Below are 18,751 nucleotides of genomic sequence, written 5' to 3' on the forward strand. Positions count from 1 at the left end.
AGCACCGGCTGTTCTCCCGGATCACCGCGAACTGGCGTGGCCGGCCGCTGACCACTTTCCAGACCATCGTCAGTCTCATCGCCAACACGACGACCACCACCGGCCTCACAGTCCGCTGCGAGCTCGATCCCGGCGACTATCCCACCAAGGTCAAAGTCACCACACAGGACAGGGAGAGAATCCCGATCAACAGACATGACTTCCACGGAGACTGGAACTACACGATCAACCAGCCAGACGATTAACTTATATCAATCCGAACCCTAAGGGGCATCGCGTCGGCGTTGACCATGATCGTGGTCGGGTGCACGGCGGTGGTGATGAACACGCCGGCGGCCTCCGCGGCGACGGTGGACACCAGCGCCTGGTACGTCCTGGTCAACCGCCACAGCGGCCAGGCGCTGGACGTCTACGACCTGGCCACCCACGACGGCGCGCGGATAGCCCAGTGGCCCCGTAACGACGGGTACTGGCAGCAGTGGCAGTTCGTCGACTCCGGCGGCGGCTACTACCGGCTCCGGTCGCGCCACTCCGGCAAGGTCCTCGAGATCTACGAATGGTCCACCGCCAATCTCGCCCCCGCGGTGCAGTGGACCGACCTCAACGGCGCCAACCAGCAGTGGCGGCTCAGCGACGTCGCCGGCGGTTACGTCCAACTGGTCAACCGCAACAGCAACCGGGTGCTCGAGGTGCTGAACTCCTCCACCGCCAACGGTGCCGACGTCGTCCAGTACCGCAACCTGAACGGCAACAACCAGCAGTGGCAGCTGGTCAGGGTGGGCGGTGGCAGCAGCGGAGGCGGTGGGGGCGGCGGCACCACCCCGCCGAGCTGGCCGAACGCCACCGGCAGCCAGGCCGTCTCCAGCACCATCCGGGTGAACGGCACCTACGACGGCGGCATGCGCCGCTACTACGGCAGCGGTGCTCTCGGCGGCAGCAGCCAGGAGGAGGGCCAGGACGCCCTGTTCGACCTTCCCGCCGGCGCCACCCTCCAGAACGTGATCCTCGGCTCTCCCGCCGCTGACGGCATCCACTGCGCCGGCACCTGCACGCTGCGCAACGTCTGGTGGGAGGACGTCGGCGAGGACGCCGCCACCTTCCGCGGCAGTGGCTCGCCGACCTTCCTCGTCGACGGCGGCGGGGCCCGCCAGGCCTCCGACAAGGTCTTCCAGCACAACGGCGCCGGCACCCTGACCGTCCGCAACTTCCAGTTCCAGAACATCGGCACCGCCTACCGCTCCTGCGGCAACTGCTCCACCCAGTACGCCCGCCACGTCGTCTTCCAGAACATCTGGGTGACCACCCCAGCCAACCGCCTCGCCGGCATCAACACCAACTACGGCGACACGGCCAGCTTCTCCGGAGTCACCATCCGCAACGACCCCAACCGCCGGGTCACCGTCTGCCAGAAGTACGTCGGCAACGACGACGGCGACGAACCGAGGACCAACGGCAGCGGCGCCGACAGCACCTACTGCCGCTACACCAGCTCCAACATCACCTACGTCAACTGAGCTCCGCGCGGTTCCGGAGTGACTGAGCCGTTCCCGCCGGCCGGAGGTGGCCCTGCCACCTCCGGCCCCGTCCTCGGCTCACGGTTCTTCCAGATCTCAGGGAGTGTGCATGATGAGGTGCGGAGACGGCAGGCGGTTGTCCTTCTGGCGGAAGGTCGCGGTCACGGCCGCGGTGACGGCGTGCGCTGTGGTCGCACCCGGCCCCCCGGCTCTGGCCGCCTACCCGGGACCCGGTCGTGTGACAGGAAACGTGACCGTGCACGACCCGTCCATGGTGCGGATCCCGTCCGGATATCTTCTCTTCTCCACCCACAACGGCATCGAGACCCGTTCCTCCGCCGACCGGGTGAACTTCACCTTCGTGGGGCGGGCCTTCCCCACCCCGCCGTCCTGGGTGTACTCCTACAACAGTTCGGGTGACCTCTGGGCGCCCGACGTCTCCTACCAGAACGGGCTCTACTGGCTCTACTACTCGGTATCCAGCTTCGGCAGCAACAACTCCGCGATCGGGCTGGCGACGTCCACCACCGGCCTGCCCGGAAGCTGGGCGGACCGGGGAGTCGTCGTCACCTCGACGAGTTCGAGCAACTTCAACGCCATCGATCCGTCGCTGCTCGTCGACAACAACGGCAGATGGTGGCTCTCCTTCGGGTCCTTCTGGAGTGGGATCCACATGATCCGGCTGGATCCCTCGACCGGAAAACGGCTGGCCTCCGACACCAGCCGGTACCACCTCGCTTACCGCCCGCCCGACCCCCACGCGGTGGAGGCGCCGCAGATCGTCTACCGGAGTGGTTACTACTACCTTTTCACCTCCCACGACCTGTGCTGCCGGGGGACGTCGAGCACCTATCGGATCACGGTGGGGCGTTCGACCAGCCCGAACGGGCCGTACCGCGACCGGGCCGGGGTGCCTCTGCTCAACGGGGGCGGCACCGAGGTTCTGGCGACCCACGGCGCGGTGGTCGGGCCAGGTGGGCAGAGCGTGCTGCGCGACACCGACGGGGCTCTCCTCGTCTACCACTACTACGACGCGGGCGCCGGGGGCCGGGAGACGCTGGGCGTCAATCTGATCGGCTGGAGCGGAGGCTGGCCCGCGGTCTACTGAGACAGGCCGTCCGTGCGCCGGACCTTGTAGGCGTCGTCGAGCCGGAGCAGGGGTGGTCCGGCTCGACGTGCCGTGACCGACAGGGTTCGCCCCGTCGGTCACGGCAACGGCATTGGTCCATGGGGCAGCCCCGGCCTGCGAGCCCACAGGAGCAGCCCTCCTCTGCATACCGGGTATTCTCCGTCGTGCATACTCGGTATGCAGAGGAGGGAGACCTGGCATGTCGGTCCGGAACGGGCTGCTCGCGCTGCTGGCGGAGCGCCCGATGTACGGCTATCAGTTGCGGGCGGAGTTCGAGGCCAGGACAGGATCGACCTGGCCGCTGAACATCGGGCAGGTCTACACGACGCTGCGCCGCCTCGAGCGGGACGGCCTCGTGACGGGCGACGGTGCTCCCAGCCGAGCGGACGCGGCCGCCCCGGACACTCCGGCTGCGGAAGGGCCGGCCGCGAGCGCCGCGGCCAGGGCCATGCCGGTCACCGGCACTCCAGCGGCGAGGACCGCGGTCATGAGCCCGGAGCACGGCGGTGACGGCGGCGACGGCGGCGACGGCCGGGGGATCGTCTACCGGCTCACCGCCGCCGGCGAGGTGGCGGCCCAGCGCTGGTGGGCGACCCCGGTGAGCCGGCGGATGGCGGGCCGCGACGAGCTCGCCATCAAGCTCGCGCTCGCTGTCACCCTTCCCGAGGTGGACGTCCGATCTCTGGTCCAGCGGCAGCGGGTGGAGACGCTCCGGGCGATGCAGGAGTACACCCGGCTACGCCGCCAGGCCGACGACAGCGCCGACCTCGCCTGGCTCCTCGTGCTGGAAAACCTGATCTTCACCGCGGAGGCGGAGATCCGCTGGCTCGACCATGTGGAGCTGCGCCTGACCCGCCGTGGCCTCGGCGTTCCCCCCGGAACCGACCGTGAGGACAACCGATGACGACGGCACTGACCAGCCCGGACGCCCAGGCGGAGGTCGGACGGGTACCCGCCCTGGAACTGCGGGGTGTGCACCGGGAGCACGGCCGGGGCGCGAGCAGGGTGCAGGCGCTGCGCGGGGTGGATCTGGTCGTGCGTGCCGGCGAGCTGGTGGCGGTGATGGGCCCGTCCGGGTCGGGCAAGTCGACACTCCTCGCCCTCGCCGGTGGCCTGGACGCCCCCACCTCGGGTGAGGTCCTCGTCGCGGGCACGACGCTGAGCGGCCAGTCGCCCAGGGCCCTGGCCGCGCTGCGGCGGCGGGCACTCGGCTACGTCTTCCAGAACCTCAACCTGATTCCCGCGCTGACCGCGGTCGAGAACGTCATGCTCCCCCGGGAGCTGGACGGGATCTCCGCCCGGGCAGCCCGGCGGGAGGCGCACGCGGCACTGGGGGAGGTGGGTGTCGCCGACCTCGCCGACCGGTTCCCCGACGACATGTCCGGTGGCCAGCAGCAGCGGGTGGCCATCGCCCGCGCGCTGGTCGGCCCGCGCGGTCTCGTCCTGGCGGACGAGCCGACCGGCGCGCTGGACTCGCACACCGGCGAGGCGGTGCTGCGGGTGCTGCGGGCCCGCTGTGACGCCGGCTCGGCGGGGCTGCTGGTCACGCATGAGGCGCGGCACGCGGCCTGGGCCGACCGGGTGATCTTCCTGCGGGACGGCCTGGTGGTGGACTCGACCGGCACACCCGCGACCCCGGAGTCCCTGCTCGGCTCCGGCGGGGGCCGGCGATGACGGCCGGCCGTCTGCGGGCCTGGCGGGTGGCGCTGCGCCTCGCCCGGCGCGATGCCCTGCGTGCCCGCGGGCGTACCGCGCTCGTCCTCGCGATGATCGCGGTGCCGGTGCTGCTCGTGTCGGCGGTCGACGTCATCGCACGGTCCAGCCAGGACGGCCCGGCCCAGATCGCTCACCGCAAGCTGGGCAAAGATCCGTCCGTACAGGCGGGGGTCTGGCTCTACGGGCTGGAGGGGCCGTTGTCCCAGAGTCCCGACGGCAGCGAGATAACGACCGAGGAACCCCCCTCGCTGGCGGGTATCTCCCCGGTCCCGCCCGATCCCGCCGGCGCGCAGCGACGGGCGCTGGCGGCCCTGCCCGCCGGGAACACGGCCGTCATCGAGCTGCGCCACCACCTGAGGTTCCGGATCAGCGACGGGTCGCGACACGACCGGGCCGTCACCACGAACGTGCGGGAGACCGACTGGACCCGGCCGGAGCTCGCGGCCCTGGCAACAGTCCGGGCCGGCCGGCTGCCCGCCGCCGCGGGCGAGGCCGCGGTCAGCCGGGCGCTCGCGCGCCACGCCGGCCTCGGAGTCGGCGACACACTCACCGCGACCGCGCTCGCCGCGGGCGAGACCCCCGGTTCCGGGCCCGCGCTGAGGATCGTCGGGGTCGTCGAGGAAACCCTCGGGCCGCAGGAGAGGACGGTGCTGCTCCCACCGGGCACGCTGGCTCCGGTGGCGTCGGAGGCCATGCGATCGTTGTACGTCGTCGGACCGCATCCCGTGGACTGGTCGCGAGTACGCGCCGCCAACGCCGTGGGCGCGGTGGTGGTGAGCCGGGCCGTGCTCGCCGACCCGCCCCCCGACTCCCAGCTGCCGGCGGCCTCCTCGACCGGCCCGGAGGCCGGTGTGGTCGCGGCGACGGTGCTCGCCGCGGGCCTGGCGCTGCTGGTGGTGGCGCTGCTCGCCGGCCCCGCGTTCGCGATCGGCTCCCGGCGCAGCCGCCGCCAGCTCGCGCTGATCGCGGCCGGCGGCGGGGCACCCGCGCACCTGCGCGACATCGTGCTGGCGGGCGGTGTGGTCATCGGCCTGACCGCGTCGCTGCTCGGGGCGGCCGTCGGCGCTGGGCTGGGCGCGGCGCTCATCCCGGCCCTGGTCGACCGCGGCTGGGCCGACATCGACATCGTGCACACCGACGTCCGCGTTCTGGATCTGCTGGCGATCGTGGCGGTCGGCACGCTCACCGCGATCGCCGCCGCGGCCGCCCCGGCGATCTCCGCGAGCCGGCTGGACGTGCTCTCCGCCCTGGGCGGGCACGGCGGTCCGGCCCCGATGCGCCGGCGCGTCCCGGTCGCCGGGAGCGTCCTGGTCGGCGCCGGAGCGGCCGTGACCATCCTCGGCGCCGGCGACCAGAACGGGCTGCTGGTCCTCGCCGGGACCACACTGGCGATGCTCGGCCTGATCGCCGTCGGCGGCGCCCTCGTGGGCCTGGTCGCCCGCCTCGCCGGGATCCTGCCCGTCGCCGGGCGGCTGGCCCTGCGCGACGCCGCCCGCCAGCGCGGCCGCACCACCCCGGCGATCGGAGCGGTGATGGCCGCGGTGGCGGCCTCGGTCGCCGTCTCCCTGTTCGTCGCCGCCATGGACGATCACGACCGCCGTGCCTACCAGCCCATGCTGGGCGACGGCGTGGCGCTGATAGGCCTCGCCGACGACTCGCGGGACCAGGCCGCCGCGGCACGGGAGCTGGCCGCCGCGGAGCGGATACTGCGGGAGCACCTGCCCATCCGGGCGGTGCACGTGGTCGAGCGGCCCGTCGACGCCTCCGGCCGGATCCTGCCGATGACGCTGGCGCCGCCCCTGCCGGAAGGCTGTTCACCACCGACCGGAGCGCCGCCCGCGGACGACCCGCGATGTGAGGCGGCCTTCCGCGGCTGGGACAATACCGCCCCCTACCCCGTCATCCTCGGCCGCGGCGAGGTGCTGGTCGACGACGGGACGGGTCTGGAGATGGCCCTCGGCCGCGCCGAGCCCGCCCTGCGCCGGGTGCTGGCGGGCGGCGGCGCGGCGGTGCTCGACGACCGGCTGCGCTGGCCGGACGGGACCGTGCACATCACCGTCACCCTGGACGGCGACGGCGACGGCGACAACGCGGGCGGGGAAACCCTGCGGGAGATCGTGGTGCCCGCCGAGCGGGTCCCGACATCGGCACCCTCCTCCGACCTCACCTACGACGGCCTGGTCCTTTCCCCTGCGGCCGCCCGGGACCTGGGCCTGCGCAGCGCTCCGACCCAGATCGTCGCCTCCACGGACCGCACGCCCACCCAGACCGAGGTGGAACGTCTCCAGGCGGCGGCGGAGAACCTCGGACTCGGCTACCCGGTGGTGGAGCGCGGCTACGTCAGCGAGTTCGGTATCGGCCTGCTGGCGCTGGCCGCCGGTGCCGGCCTGATCACTCTGAGTGCCACGGTGATCACGGTCGGGTTGGCGGCCGTGGACGGCCGTGCGGACCTCGCCACCCTGGCCGCGGTCGGCGCCAGTCCCGGCCTGCGCCGACGGCTCGCGGCGAGCCAGGCTGGTGTGGTGGCCGGGCTGGGCACCGTGCTCGGCGGGATCGCCGGCTTCCTGCCCGGCGCGGCCACGGTCCTGATGATGCGGCAGGGCGACGGCGTGGACGGCCCGCCCTGGCGGCTGGTCATCCCCTGGGAGACGCTGCTGATCGTCACGGTCGCCGTGCCGCTGCTCGCGATCGCTGCCGGCTGGCTGTTCACTCGGGCACGGCTTCCGATGACACGGCGCGCCATCCTCTGAGAGCCACCTGCCCCACCACCGTGCGTCGTCGCGCCAGCACGCCAGCACTTACATAAGTGCGGTTATGATAACTGTGGTTATGAAAGTTTCCGGGAGGTGTCTGGTTGGGAACGCTGTCGCGGCCGGTCGGCATGTTCGACCGGGAGTTCGAGTGGGAGGCGCTGGGGCGGTTCGCGCTCGACGCCGGGATGGGTGCGACGCTGGGTGTGGTGTCCGGCCGGCGTCGGCAGGGCAAGACGTTCCTGCTTCGTGCCCTGTGCGAGGCCACCGGGGGGTTCTACTTCGGGGCGGACGAGGCCACCGATGGGGAGTCGCTGCGCCGTGTCGGTGCCGTGCTGGCTGACCGGCTGGGCGCACCGGCGCCGCTGGCGTTCGACGACTGGTACCCGGCGTTCGACGCGCTGCTCGAGCTGGGCCGAGATCGCCCGGTGCCCGTGGTGATCGACGAGTTCCCCTATCTTGTGCGGGCCAACCCACGGCTGCCGTCGATCGTCCAGAACGTGCTGGCGCCGCGCCGGGCGCAGCGGGACGCCAGCCGGGCCCGGCTGCTGCTGTGTGGGTCCGCGATGTCGTTCATGGGCGGCCTGCTCGCGGGTAGTGCTCCGCTGCGTGGCCGGGCTGGTCTCGAGCTCGTCGTTCCGACGCTCGGCCACCAGCTCGCGGCCCGGTTCTGGGGCATCGACGATCCGGTCACCGCGTTGAAGGTCAACGCGATCGTCGGTGGCACTCCCGCCTACCGGCGCGAGTTCGCCCGCGACGACGTCCCCTCCGGCCCCGACGACTTCGACGCCTGGGTGACCCGTACCGTGCTGTCACCGACCAGTGCGCTTTTCCGTGAGGGTCGCTATCTGCTCTCCGATGAGCCGGACCTGCGCGATACCGCGCTCTACCATTCGGTGCTCGCCGCGATCGCGGAAGGTAACGCGACACGCGGTGGCATCGCGTCCTACCTGGGGCGGAAGTCGGGCGACCTCGCCCACCCGCTCACCGTGTTGGCTGACTGTGGGCTGATCATGCGGGAGCCCGACGCTTTCCGTGACAACCGGACCCAGTTCCGCATCGCCGAGCCGTTGGTGACCTTTTACCACGCGGTGATGCGACCCATGTGGTCGGACCTGGAGCATGCGCGCGACAGCCGCAGGCTTGCCCAGCTCTGGCGGATCGGCCAGCGCAGGTTCGTTGGTAACGTGCTCGGGCCGCACTTCGAGCACGTGTGCCGTTACTGGACCGCGCACCAGGTCGTGCCGGAACGAATCGGCGCGGCCCTGGTGAGCCGGGTTACCTCGGGGGTCGTCAACGATCCGTCAGCCCGCGCGAGCCATCAGCTCGACGTCGTCGCCTTCGGTTTCGACGATGACGACCAGGGGCAGGAACGGCTCCTGGCGATCGGCGAGGCCAAATGGGGCGAAACCATGGGGCTCGCCCACCTCGATCGGCTCCGCCGGATACGGGAGTTGCTCAGCGCCCAGGGCCGCCCCGGCGCGGCCACCGCCCGGCTTGCCTGCTTCAGCGCCGCGGGCTTCGGGGAACAGCTGCAGGCGGCCGCCGCGCAGTCGCCGGATGTCCTGCTGGTCGGCCCGTCGGATCTCTACGCCGACGGCTGACGCGTACGGGGCAGGCGGCGCCCCCCGCCCCGCTCTCTCAACAGGCGACGGCCAGCACCAGGGACGCCACGGCGAACCCGTCGCATCCACGATCTGATGTGTGGAGCCCGGGGTGGCGGCCGTCTCCGCGCGATCGACCAGATCGCGGCCGATCGCGGTCAGGCCACGGCGGAGGCACCCAGCAGGGCCTTGAGATCCCCCATCAGCGCGGCCGTGCGCTGGACCTTGTAGGCGTCGTCGAGCCGGAGCAGGGTGGTCCGGCTCGACGACTGCAGCCGCAGGTGGACCTCGGTCGTGCCGGGGTGGTCGCCCAGCACCTCACGCAGCCGGTCGACGGTCGGCGGGTTGACCCGGTACGCAGGCAGGGTGATGACCACGGGCGGGCTCAGCGCGTGCTCGCTGAGGTCGGGCACGGTGAGGTCGGAGGCGACGAGGCGCGGGGTGTCCTCCCGCTTGTCGATCCGGCCCTTGACGATGACCACCGCGTCCTCGGAGAGCTGGGTCGAGCAGGTCTCGTAGGTGGCCGGGAAGAACATGACCTCCAGCCCACCCCCCATGTCCTCGACGGTGGCGAGCGCCCACAGCTTGCCCTGCTTGGTCACCTTGCGCTGCAGGCTGGAGATGATCCCGCCGATCGTGACGACCGAGCCGTCGGGGTACTCGCCGCTGTTGAGCGAGGCGATGCCGCAGTCCGCCTTCGCCGCGATGATGTGCTCGACGCCGAGCAGCGGATGGTCCGAGACGTACAGGCCGAGCATCTCCCGTTCGTGCGAGAGCAGCAGCGACTTGTCCCACTCCTCGTCGGAGAACTCCTGGACGCCGAAGAGGGGCGCGGTATCCTCGGCGCCGTCCTCGCCGTCGAAGGCGAACAGGTCGAACTGGCCCTCGGCGTTCTTCTTCTTCACGCCCATGACCGCGTCGATGGCCTGCTCGTGCTTCTCGACCAGGCCGCGCCGGGTGTGCCCGAGCGCGTCGAACGCCCCGGCCTTGATCAGGGACTCGACGGTCCGCTTGTTGCAGGCGACGGCGTCGACCTTGTCCAGGAAGTCGGGGAAGGAGGCGAATCGCCCCTTCGCCTTCCGGTTGCGCACGATCGACTCGACCACGTTGACACCGACGTTGCGGATCGCGGCCAGGCCGACCTTGATCTCGTTCTCCCCGTGCGGGGTGTAGTCGGCATCGGAGGTGTTGACGTCCGGCGGCAGCACCCGGATGCCCATCCGCCGGCACTCGTTCAGGTAGATCGCGCTCTTGTCCTTGTCGTCGCGGACGGAGGTCAGCAGCGCGGCCATGTACTCGGCCGGGAAGTTCGCCTTGAGATAGGCCGTCCAGTAGGAGACCAGCCCGTACCCGGCGGTGTGCGCCTTGTTGAAGGCGTAGTCGGAGAAGGGGACCAGGATGTCCCAGAGGGTCTTGATGGCCTCCGCGGAGAAGCCGCTGGCCTTCATGCCGTCGGAGAACGGCACGAACTCCTTGTCGAGGATCTCCTTCTTCTTCTTGCCCATCGCCCGGCGCAGCAGGTCGGCCTGGCCCAGCGTGTAGCCGGCCACCTTCTGCGCGATGGCCATGACCTGCTCCTGGTACACAATCAGGCCGTGCGTCGTGTCCAGGATGTCGGCCAGCGGCTCGGCGAGCTCCGGGTGGATCGGGGTGATCTCCTGCTGGCCGTTCTTGCGCAGTGCGTAGTTGATGTGCGAGTTCGCGCCCATCGGCCCGGGCCGGTAGAGCGCGAGCACGGCGGAGATGTCCTCGAAGTTGTCCGGGCGCATCATCCGCAGCAGCGAACGCATCGGCCCGCCGTCGAGCTGGAACACCCCGAGGGTGTCGCCGCGGGCCAGCAGCTCGTAGGACGCCGGGTCGTTGAGCTCCAGGCCCATCAGGTCGATGCGGAACCCGCGGTTGGCCTCGACGTTGCGCACCGCGTCGTCCATGACGGTGAGGTTGCGCAGGCCGAGGAAGTCCATCTTCAGCAGGCCGAGCGTCTCGCAGGTCGGGTAGTCGAACTGCGTGATGATCGCGCCGTCGGCGTCGCGCCGCCACACCGGGATGTGGTCGATGATCGGCTCGGCCGACATGATCACCCCGGCGGCGTGTACCCCGGCCTGCCGGATGAGCCCTTCCAGGCCCTTGGCGGTGTCGATGACCTTGCGGACGTCCGCGTCGGACTCGTACAGCCCGCGGATCTCACCGGCCTCGCTGTAGCGGGGGTGCTTGGGGTCGAAGATCCCGGAGAGCGGGATGTCCTTGCCCATGACCGCGGGCGGCATCGCCTTGGTGATCCGGTCGCCGACCGCGTAGGGGTAGCCGAGGACCCGGGAGGAGTCCTTGATGGCGGCCTTCGCCTTGATCGTGCCGTAGGTGACGATCTGCGCGATGCGGTCGTCGCCCCACTTCTCCGTGACGTAGCGGATCACATCACCGCGCCGACGTTCGTCGAAGTCGATGTCGATGTCGGGCATCGAGACGCGGTCGGGGTTGAGGAACCGCTCGAACAGCAGGCTGTGCGGGATGGGGTCGAGGTCGGTGATGCCGAGTGCGTAGGCGACCATGGAGCCCGCCGCGCTGCCGCGGCCCGGGCCGACCGGGATGCCCTCGTTCTTCGCCCACATGATGAAGTCGGCGACGACCAGGAAGTAGGACGGGAAGCCCATCGAGAGGATGACCCCGAGCTCGTACTCGACCCGGGTGCGGTGCTCCTCGTCGAACCCGTCCGGGAAGCGCCGGGCCATGCCGGCCCAGGTCTCCTTGCGGAACCAGGACTCCTCGGTCTCGCCGTCGGGCACCGGGAAGCGCGGCATCAGGTTGTGCTTGGCGAACATGCCGGCCGGGTCGACCCGCTCGGCGATCATGAGGGTCGTCTCGCACCCCTGCTGCCAGGCGTCCGAGGAGTCGATCGCGTACATCTGCTCGGCGGTCTTGAGGTAGTAGCCCGAGCCCTCGAACTGGAAGCTCGGGTTCGCCACCGTCGACGCCGTCTGCACGCAGAGGAGCGCGGCGTGGGTCTGCCGCTCCGACTCGAAGGTGTAGTGCGAGTCGTTGGTGACCACGAAGCGCATGTTCAACGCGCGGGCGATGTCGACCAGGCCGTCGCGGACCCGGCGCTCGATCTCGATGCCGTGGTCCATGATCTCGCAGAAGTAGTTCTCGGGCCCGAAGATCTCCTGGTAGGTGGCGGCTGCCTTCAGCGCCTCCTCGTAGTGCCCCAGGCGCAGCCTGGTCTGCACCGCGCCGGACGGGCAGCCCGTGGTGGCCATCAGGCCCTCGGAGTGCTCGGCGATGATGTCGTGGTCCATTCGTGGCCATTTGATGTAATGACCCTCGATGGACGCCCTGGAATTGAGCCGGAACAGATTGTGCAGGCCGACCGCGTTGCGTGCCCACATTGTCATGTGGGTGTAGGAGCCGCCGCCGGACACGTCGTCGCTCTTCTGATGCGGATCACCCCAGCGGACCCGCTGCTTGAGCAGGCGTGACTCCGGCGCGACGTAGGCCTCGCAGCCGATGATCGGCTTCACGCCGGCCGCGGTCGCCTGCCGGTAGAAGTCGTACGCCCCGTACATGTAGCCGTGGTCCGTGATCGCGACGGCGGGCATGCCCTGCCGGGAGACCTCGCCGAACATGTCCTTGAGCCGGGCCGCTCCGTCGAGCATCGAGTACTCGGTGTGAACGTGAAGGTGGACGAAAGAGTTCGCCATGTCGTCAGACCTTCCCGCGCGCGGAGGGCACGCCGGTCGCTGCTGGGTGGGGACACGTCGGTCAGGACGATGGTGCGGGGGCGGGCCGACGCGGCCGCCGGGGCCGACCCGGCGCGCTGCGGCCCACCCGACGGGGCTCGGACGGGCTCCGGTGGGGCAGAGGAAACCGCGGCAAGAATCGACTAACTTTCTCGCCTGATTGTTCTTGAGTTGTTTCTTATTGCCAGGGTGACGTCATTGTGTCTCTCGGTGGTGAACTCGGCTGTCGGCTGTCGTCCGGCGGCATTGATGCAGCCTAGCCCGGCCCGCTGACAGGACTCCGAGAAGATGCCGAGGTGTCCCGTCCGGCCGCCGGACCGGGCCGCCGAACCGGGCCCGGGTGCGCCGCGCGCGGGTGTTCACGCGCGGGCGCGGGCGGTGATCGCGGCGGTGGCGATCGCGGCGACGGCTCGGTCGACGTCCGCCTCGGTCGTCATCCAGTTGCAGACCGACACCCGCATCGCCACCGCCCCGCGCCACACCGTGCCGGAGACGAAGGCCACCCCGCCGGTGACGACGAGGTCGGTGGTCGCGCCGGTGATCGCGTCGTCGTCGTCCACCCGGACCAGGACCTGGTTGAGCTCGACCTCGTTGAGCACGGCGACCCCGTCGAGGCCGGCCAGCGCGGCGGCGAAGCGGCGCGCGTGCCCGCAGCACCGGTCCACCAGGTCGGTGAGGCCGGCCCGGCCCAGCGAACGCAGCGCCGCGTACAGGGCGAAGCCGCGGGCCCGCCGGCTGAACTCGGGTGTCCACTCCAGCGGGTCGTGTTCGCCCTCGCCGCCGTGCACCACGTAGTCGGCACGGGTCGACATGGCCGCTCGGTGCGCGTCGGAGTCGGCGACGATCGCGATGCCGCAGTCGTAGGCCAGGTTCAGCCACTTGTGCCCGTCGGTGGCCCAGGAGTCGGCCTGGTCGATGCCGGCGACGAGCGCGCGGCGCCGCGGGGAGGCCGACACCGCCGCCCACAGCCCGAACGCGCCGTCGACGTGCACCCAGGCGCCGTGTTCGCGGCCGAGGGCGCAGATCTGCGGCATCGGGTCGAACGCCCCGGTGTTGATCTCTCCTGCCTGGGCGATGACGATCGCCGGGCCGTGCCCGCCGGTCAGTGCCGCCCGCAGGGCGTCCGGGCGCATCCGCCCCGCCTCGTCCGCGTCCACCACGACCAGCCGCCGGGTGCCGAAGCCCAGCAGGCGCAGGGCGGCGTCCACCGTGGTGTGCCGGGCGGCACCGGCGAACACCCGCACCGGCGGCGCGCCGTGCAGGCCGTCGGCCTCGACGTCCCAGCCGTACCGGGCCAGCACACGGTGCCGGGCGGCGGCCAGCGCCGTCACATGGGCCATCTGGGTACCGGTGGTGATCCCGACCGAGGCGCCGGCGGGCAGGCCGAGCAGCTCCCTGACCCAGCTTCCCGCCACCGACTCGGCGGCCGCGGCGGCGGGGGAGAGACTGGCGAGGCCGGCGTTCTGGTCCCAGGCGACCGCCATCAGGTCCGCGGCCAGCGCCGCGGGCAGTATCCCGCCGATGACGTAACCGAAGAAGCGCGGTGAGCCGGTACCGGTGAGGCCGTCGGCCGTTCCGGCGGCCAGCGCGTCGACGACCTCGACCGGATCGGTGGGGCCGGCGGGCAGCGGGACGTCCAACTGCGCACGGATCTTCCCGTACCCCGCGGTCGGGGCGATCGGGCGGGTGCTCAGCCCGGTCAGGTAGTCCGTGATGTGCTCGAATGCCCGCGTGGCTGCGGCGCCGGTGTCCCGCGGTGGACCTGCCGCCATCGGCTCTCCTTCTCGCGACCCGTGCTGCGTGCTCGCGACCCGTGCTGCGTGCTGCCTGGGCAGGGCCGGCCGGCTCGGTGCGTCGGCGCCTGTTCGGATCAGGGCGCGTTTCCGAGGATGCCGGAAGTGGCGATGCTCCCGCCCGGCGACGTGACGATCCAGACGGCCCCGCCGGGCCGCGTGGCCCGCGGCACACCCACCCGTAGCGGGTCGTCGCGGGCCGGCCTGGGCTGGCTCCGCTGTGACCGACGCCACCTACCGCGCTGGGCGGCGTGCCCACTGGATACCGTTTTGCAGTATCCAGTGTCGATTCGATGACTCTTCGGAAGGTGTTGCGCATGAATCAGGACGAGTCGGTCGACCCCACGCTGGGGTCCGCGGTGCCCGTCCAGGGGGAGGCGGTTCCGGTGGCGGCCGAGGGTGGGGAGCTCGCCCAGGCGTCCACCGAGGGGCTGTCCTTCGGGGCGCTGGCGAACCCGAACCGGCTGCGGCTGGGTGCCTCGCGCTCCCTGTGACCACCCGGGCCACCGGCGGCTGATCCACGAACCTGTGGGAGGAGCTCGCATTCGGCACCCGGACCGCGCGAACTCCGCGGACGGAACCGATGAGACAACGGACCCGATGAGACACCAGTGCTGAGACACCAGTGCTGAGACAGCAGTGCCCCAGAACGCCGAAGCGTTCTGGGGCACTGTCGTGTCCGGGCCCGCAGCACGGCGGGCCGCACCGTTCACGATCTCGCTGGTGGGTCGAACCTCGGCTCTCCCGGGGAAGCGGGTCGTACGCCCGTCCCCCGGGAGAGCCTCAGCCTCTTCCGGGGACGTCAGCCGCCCGGCGTGGGCTGCGGCTCGATGCGGGGCGCCGGGCGGGTGAAGCTGCGGGCAGGCCGGCTGCCCGGGCGGTGCCCGTCGACACGGGGACCGTCGACGCGGTGGCGTGCGCCGTCCCGGTCGGCGCCGGTGCGGGCGCTCGGCCCGCCGCGGCGGTGACCGCCCTCGCGGCCCGTGCCCTCGCGCCGGCCGCCGTCACGGAAGCCGCCTTCCCGGCGCCCCCCGCCGTCGCGGCGCCCGCCCTCACGCCGGCCGTCGCCGCGCTGGCGGCGGGCCGTGATCGTGGCGGGGTCGACCGGCGGTGCCGGCGGACCGGCGAGCTCGACGACGAGCGGGTCGTCGGGCGACGTCGGCACCGGCTGGGTCGGGATGCCCACCGCGCGCAGCAGTGACCGGGCCTTGCCACGCTCGGCCGGCACGGTCACGAGCACGTCGGCACCATCGGCTCCGGCCCGTGCGGTGCGCCCGCCGCGGTGCTGGTAGGTCTTCGCGTCCTCGGGCGGGCCGAGGTGCAGGACCAGGCTGATGCCGTCGACGTGGATGCCGCGGGCGGCGACGTCGGTGGCGACCAGCACCCGGTAGAAGCCGTCGGTGAAGCCGGCCAGCGCCCGGGTGCGGGCGCCCTGGGGCATCCCGCCGTGCAGCGGCTCGGCCGGGACCCCGCCATCGGTGAGCGCCTGCGCGACGCGGTCGGCGTCCCGCTGGGTGCGGACGAAGACCAGGGTGCGCCCGGCACCGCCGGCCAGCGCGGTGATCAGCCGCAGCTGCGCGTTGCGGTCGACGGACTCCATCGCGTGCCGGGTCAGGGTCGAGACCTGCGACACCTCCGGGTCGACCGCGACCAGCACCGGCTCGGGCAGGTAGCTGCGGACGAGGACCTCGACCTCACGGTCGAGGGTGGCGCTGAACAGCAGCCGCTGGCTGTCCGCCGGAGTCATGTCCAGCAGGGCCTTGACCGCCGGGAGGAAGCCGAGGTCGCACATGAAGTCGGCCTCGTCCAGCACGGTGATGTCGATCTCGTCGAGCAGGCAGGCGTCCCGCTCGACGAGGTCGGTGAGCCGGCCGGGCGTGGCGACCACCAGGTGCACACCCCGGCGCAGGGCCGAGATCTGCCGGCTGATGGAGGTACCGCCGTAGACCGGCGTCATCCACAGCCCCAGCGCCCGGGTGAGCGGGGCCAGCACGTCGTTGACCTGCTGGGCCAGCTCGCGGGTCGGGACGAGGATGAGCCCACGGGGCTGGCGCGGCCGGGCGGCGCCGGTCGTGGCGAGCCGGGCGAGCATCGGCAGGCCGAACGCCAGGGTCTTGCCCGAGCCGGTGCGGGCCCGGCCGAGCACGTTCTCGCCGGCCAGCACGTCGGGCAACGTGGCGGCCTGCACGGCGAACGGCGCGTGGATGTCGCGGGCGGCGAGTGCCGCCACGAGCTTCGGGGGCAGCCCGGCAGCCTCGAACGTCTCGGCGGGCGGGCGGGGGGAACGGGTGGCGAGAGCCGGCCGCGCGGCCGGGCGCTCACCGCCTCGGAACGGGACAGGGCGGGACCCGCCACGGCCGTGGCCGGTGGCACGGGTACGGCCGCCCCGGGAGGGACGGGCCGAACGGTGGGCGGGGGTGGGCTGGGTGCTGCGGGGCTGAGTCAGGGGATCCGCCGATCAGGTCAGGGCCGACAGAACACACGCCACGTCGGTTCCACGCGCCATGCGGCGTAGTTCACGAACGCGGAAAGTGTCATCCGGCGGCCAGGGGGCGGCCGGTTTCACGCGACCGGACCCAACCGCGGTTTCGGACCGCCATGGCGCTCGCACCGACCTTGGACATCCGACCCGTCTGGCCGGATGTCCCAGAGATCTTGTCTTCGCTCCGTGAGCTGGTTGCCCTCGGTGACGCCGACAGGAAGACGTTACCTCGTACCCGGGCATGATCGGGGGCCTCGAGGTGTGTGGTTAACCATCAGGGGAGGAGGTTCTACGTCACATCTGCCCCGGTGAACCACCGAACTGCGGTTCGAGGTCGCCTCGGCGACATTTCCTCTTTGTTTGATCTTCGGGATGCGGGCATAGGCCGTCATGCCGATGCCTGGCGTGCATCTGTTACCGGGGGTGCATCCGGCCCGATCGGGTGCCGGATGCACCCGCGGCCGGCGTCGGCGCAGACCCCGGCCGGGCGGCTCGACCGGACCGCCCAGACCAGCAGCGCCAACACCCCCACGAGCGCCCCGTAGGCGCCGATCACCCGCTGGTCGTCGCCGTGCGCGCGGGCCAGCGCCCACAGCACCCAGCCGACCCCGGCGACGAGGGCCACCACGAGGGCCACCACGGGGGCTGCCGCCAGGCCCGCTGCCCCGACCACCCGCGGCCGGGTGCCGGGACGTCCGGCCCGCGGTCCCGGGGCCGGACGCAGCAGCGGAACCGCGACCAGCGGACCGACCACGGCGGCCGCAAGGAACAGGTCCATCGGCGTGCTCAGATGGGGGGTCACCAGCAGCCAGCTGCCCGCGGTGAACAGGGCCAGCGGCCGGTCGGGATCCCCGCCGCGGGCCGCGGCGATCCCGGCGGGCCCGCGGGCGATGGCCAGCAGCGGAGCCGCGAGCAGCAGCAGGTAGTGGCTCCACACGATCGGGGAGGCCACCAGGGCCGCGGCCACGACGCCGGCGAACAGCAGCCCGTCGCCTTCGGCCCGCCTGGCGCTCCGCGCGTACCACAGGCATCCGGCGAGCAGTGCGCCGGCGATCCCCCGCGCCGTCCAGGTGGCGACGTCCAGGCCGAGACCGGTGTTCATCAGCAGGCCGGTCAGGCTCAGCCCGTCCGGAGCCTCCTCGCGTGCCAGTACCGCCAGCATGTCCGCGTAGGTGCGGGCCGGCACCGGGCTGTAGAGCTCGCCGACGGCGAACAGGACGCCCAGCGCGGCGACGGCGACGGCGGCCGCCCGCGGCCGGCGGGTGACCGCCAGCCAGAGGACGACCGGAACCAGGAAGAGCTTGCTGTACACCAGCAGGGCCGCCAGCACTCCGGCGGCGACCGGGGCGTCACGCACCCGCCACAGCGCGACCAGACCACAGAAAAGCAACGCGTTGAGGGTGCCCATCTGCAACCCGGTGATGGTGCAGGACGTCCCCAGGACCAGGGCGAACGCCCACCAGCCCGCGCGGGCGAGCCGGCAGGCGGCGAGCAGGGCGACGACCGACAGCGCGATGAACAGATCGTCGGCGCCCGGCAGCGCGGACAGTGGCACGAACGGCAGGGACATCAGATACGGGTAGACGAAGGCGAACCCGGAGTAGACCTCGGGGGTGCCCGGTGGGGGATAGGGGTCCTGCCCGTCGGCGACCGCGGCGCCGGCCCGAAGGAAGACATCCACGTCGAAATGCGCGATCGGTGCGACGAAACCGATCCAGACCAGGCCGATCAGGGCCGCGAGCACGAGCGGGCCGGCCGCCCTGGCAGCGCCACGGCCGGCACCGGTGGGGATCTCGGCGCCGTCGCGTCGCCGTGGGGGCAGGTCCGTCCTCATGACACCCGCTTCGGTCGGCGTTCCACCCGGTCTCCAGGGTCGTCGGGGCTGCGACGGTCATGGTCCCATCCGGGGACGGACGGGTGACGACAGAGGCGGCCCGCCGCGTCACGCCGCGCACCGGGCCCGGCCGCCGTCCCGGCCGACCGGGCTGACCAGGCCGACCGGGCTGACCAGGCCGACCGAGCCGACCCG

Annotated in this window: 12 protein-coding genes; 8 read left to right on the forward strand and 4 right to left on the reverse strand. The window is 72.0% G+C overall.

Features of this window, described 5'->3' with window-relative positions:
- The 7 genes from B207_RS0119165 to B207_RS0119195 all read left to right on the forward strand — a co-directional run.
- Nucleotides 1-245, forward strand: a 245-nt coding sequence (locus B207_RS0119165; protein ID WP_018638218.1) for an ISAzo13-like element transposase-related protein, incomplete at its 5' end; no start/stop codon positions are given.
- A gap of 45 nt (nt 246-290) precedes the next feature.
- Nucleotides 291-1,514 carry a pectate lyase gene (locus B207_RS0119170; RefSeq protein ID WP_018638220.1) on the forward strand — a complete coding sequence of 408 codons (1,224 nt, stop codon included), beginning with the start codon at nt 291-293 and terminating at the stop codon, nt 1,512-1,514.
- 109 nt (nt 1,515-1,623) lie between these two features.
- Nucleotides 1,624-2,622, forward strand: a complete 999-nt coding sequence (locus B207_RS0119175; protein ID WP_051102590.1) for an arabinan endo-1,5-alpha-L-arabinosidase — start codon at nt 1,624-1,626, stop codon at nt 2,620-2,622.
- Between the two features lie 220 nt (nt 2,623-2,842).
- A complete protein-coding gene (locus B207_RS0119180; protein WP_018638224.1) occupies nt 2,843-3,547 on the forward strand; it encodes a PadR family transcriptional regulator in 705 nt (234 codons plus the stop codon).
- Nucleotides 3,544-4,317: an ABC transporter ATP-binding protein gene (locus B207_RS0119185; protein ID WP_018638226.1), complete on the forward strand. Its 774-nt coding sequence runs from the start codon at nt 3,544-3,546 to the stop codon at nt 4,315-4,317. Before B207_RS0119180 ends, B207_RS0119185 begins: the two co-directional genes overlap by 4 nt.
- Entirely contained in the window at nt 4,314-7,109 is a 2,796-nt protein-coding gene (locus B207_RS0119190; RefSeq protein ID WP_018638228.1) for an ABC transporter permease, read from the forward strand. Before B207_RS0119185 ends, B207_RS0119190 begins: the two co-directional genes overlap by 4 nt.
- Nucleotides 7,110-7,222: 113 nt before the next feature.
- Nucleotides 7,223-8,713 (forward strand): AAA family ATPase, encoded by a 1,491-nt coding sequence (locus tag B207_RS0119195; protein ID WP_026311225.1) that lies wholly within the window; start codon nt 7,223-7,225, stop codon nt 8,711-8,713.
- A gap of 158 nt (nt 8,714-8,871) precedes the next feature.
- Here B207_RS0119195 and dnaE read toward each other — a convergent pair whose 3' ends face one another.
- Nucleotides 8,872-12,408, reverse strand: coding sequence for a DNA polymerase III subunit alpha (gene dnaE / locus B207_RS0119200; RefSeq protein WP_018638230.1), 3,537 nt, complete (start codon nt 12,406-12,408; stop codon nt 8,872-8,874).
- Between the two features lie 398 nt (nt 12,409-12,806).
- Nucleotides 12,807-14,219: a pyridoxal phosphate-dependent decarboxylase family protein gene (locus B207_RS0119205; RefSeq protein ID WP_018638232.1), complete on the reverse strand. Its 1,413-nt coding sequence runs from the start codon at nt 14,217-14,219 to the stop codon at nt 12,807-12,809.
- A gap of 338 nt (nt 14,220-14,557) precedes the next feature.
- On the opposite strand from B207_RS0119205, the gene B207_RS39905 reads away from it, so the two are divergent.
- The gene (locus B207_RS39905; protein WP_018638234.1) at nt 14,558-14,734 is read left to right on the forward strand and encodes a hypothetical protein; all 177 of its coding nucleotides are present in this window, start codon (nt 14,558-14,560) and stop codon (nt 14,732-14,734) included.
- A gap of 308 nt (nt 14,735-15,042) precedes the next feature.
- On the opposite strand, the gene B207_RS0119215 is transcribed toward B207_RS39905, so the two are convergent.
- Together B207_RS0119215 and B207_RS0119220 are read right to left on the reverse strand one after the other, a co-directional pair.
- Complete coding sequence (locus B207_RS0119215; protein ID WP_018638235.1) at nt 15,043-16,470, reverse strand: DEAD/DEAH box helicase; 1,428 nt, start codon at nt 16,468-16,470, stop codon at nt 15,043-15,045.
- A gap of 640 nt (nt 16,471-17,110) precedes the next feature.
- Nucleotides 17,111-18,556 (reverse strand): glycosyltransferase family 87 protein, encoded by a 1,446-nt coding sequence (locus B207_RS0119220; protein ID WP_018638237.1) that lies wholly within the window; start codon nt 18,554-18,556, stop codon nt 17,111-17,113.
- Between the last annotated feature and the right edge of the window lie 195 nt (nt 18,557-18,751).

Origin of the sequence: Parafrankia elaeagni (genome assembly GCF_000374165.1) — a bacterium.
Classification (GTDB): Bacteria; Actinomycetota; Actinomycetes; order Frankiales; family Frankiaceae; genus Parafrankia; species Parafrankia elaeagni.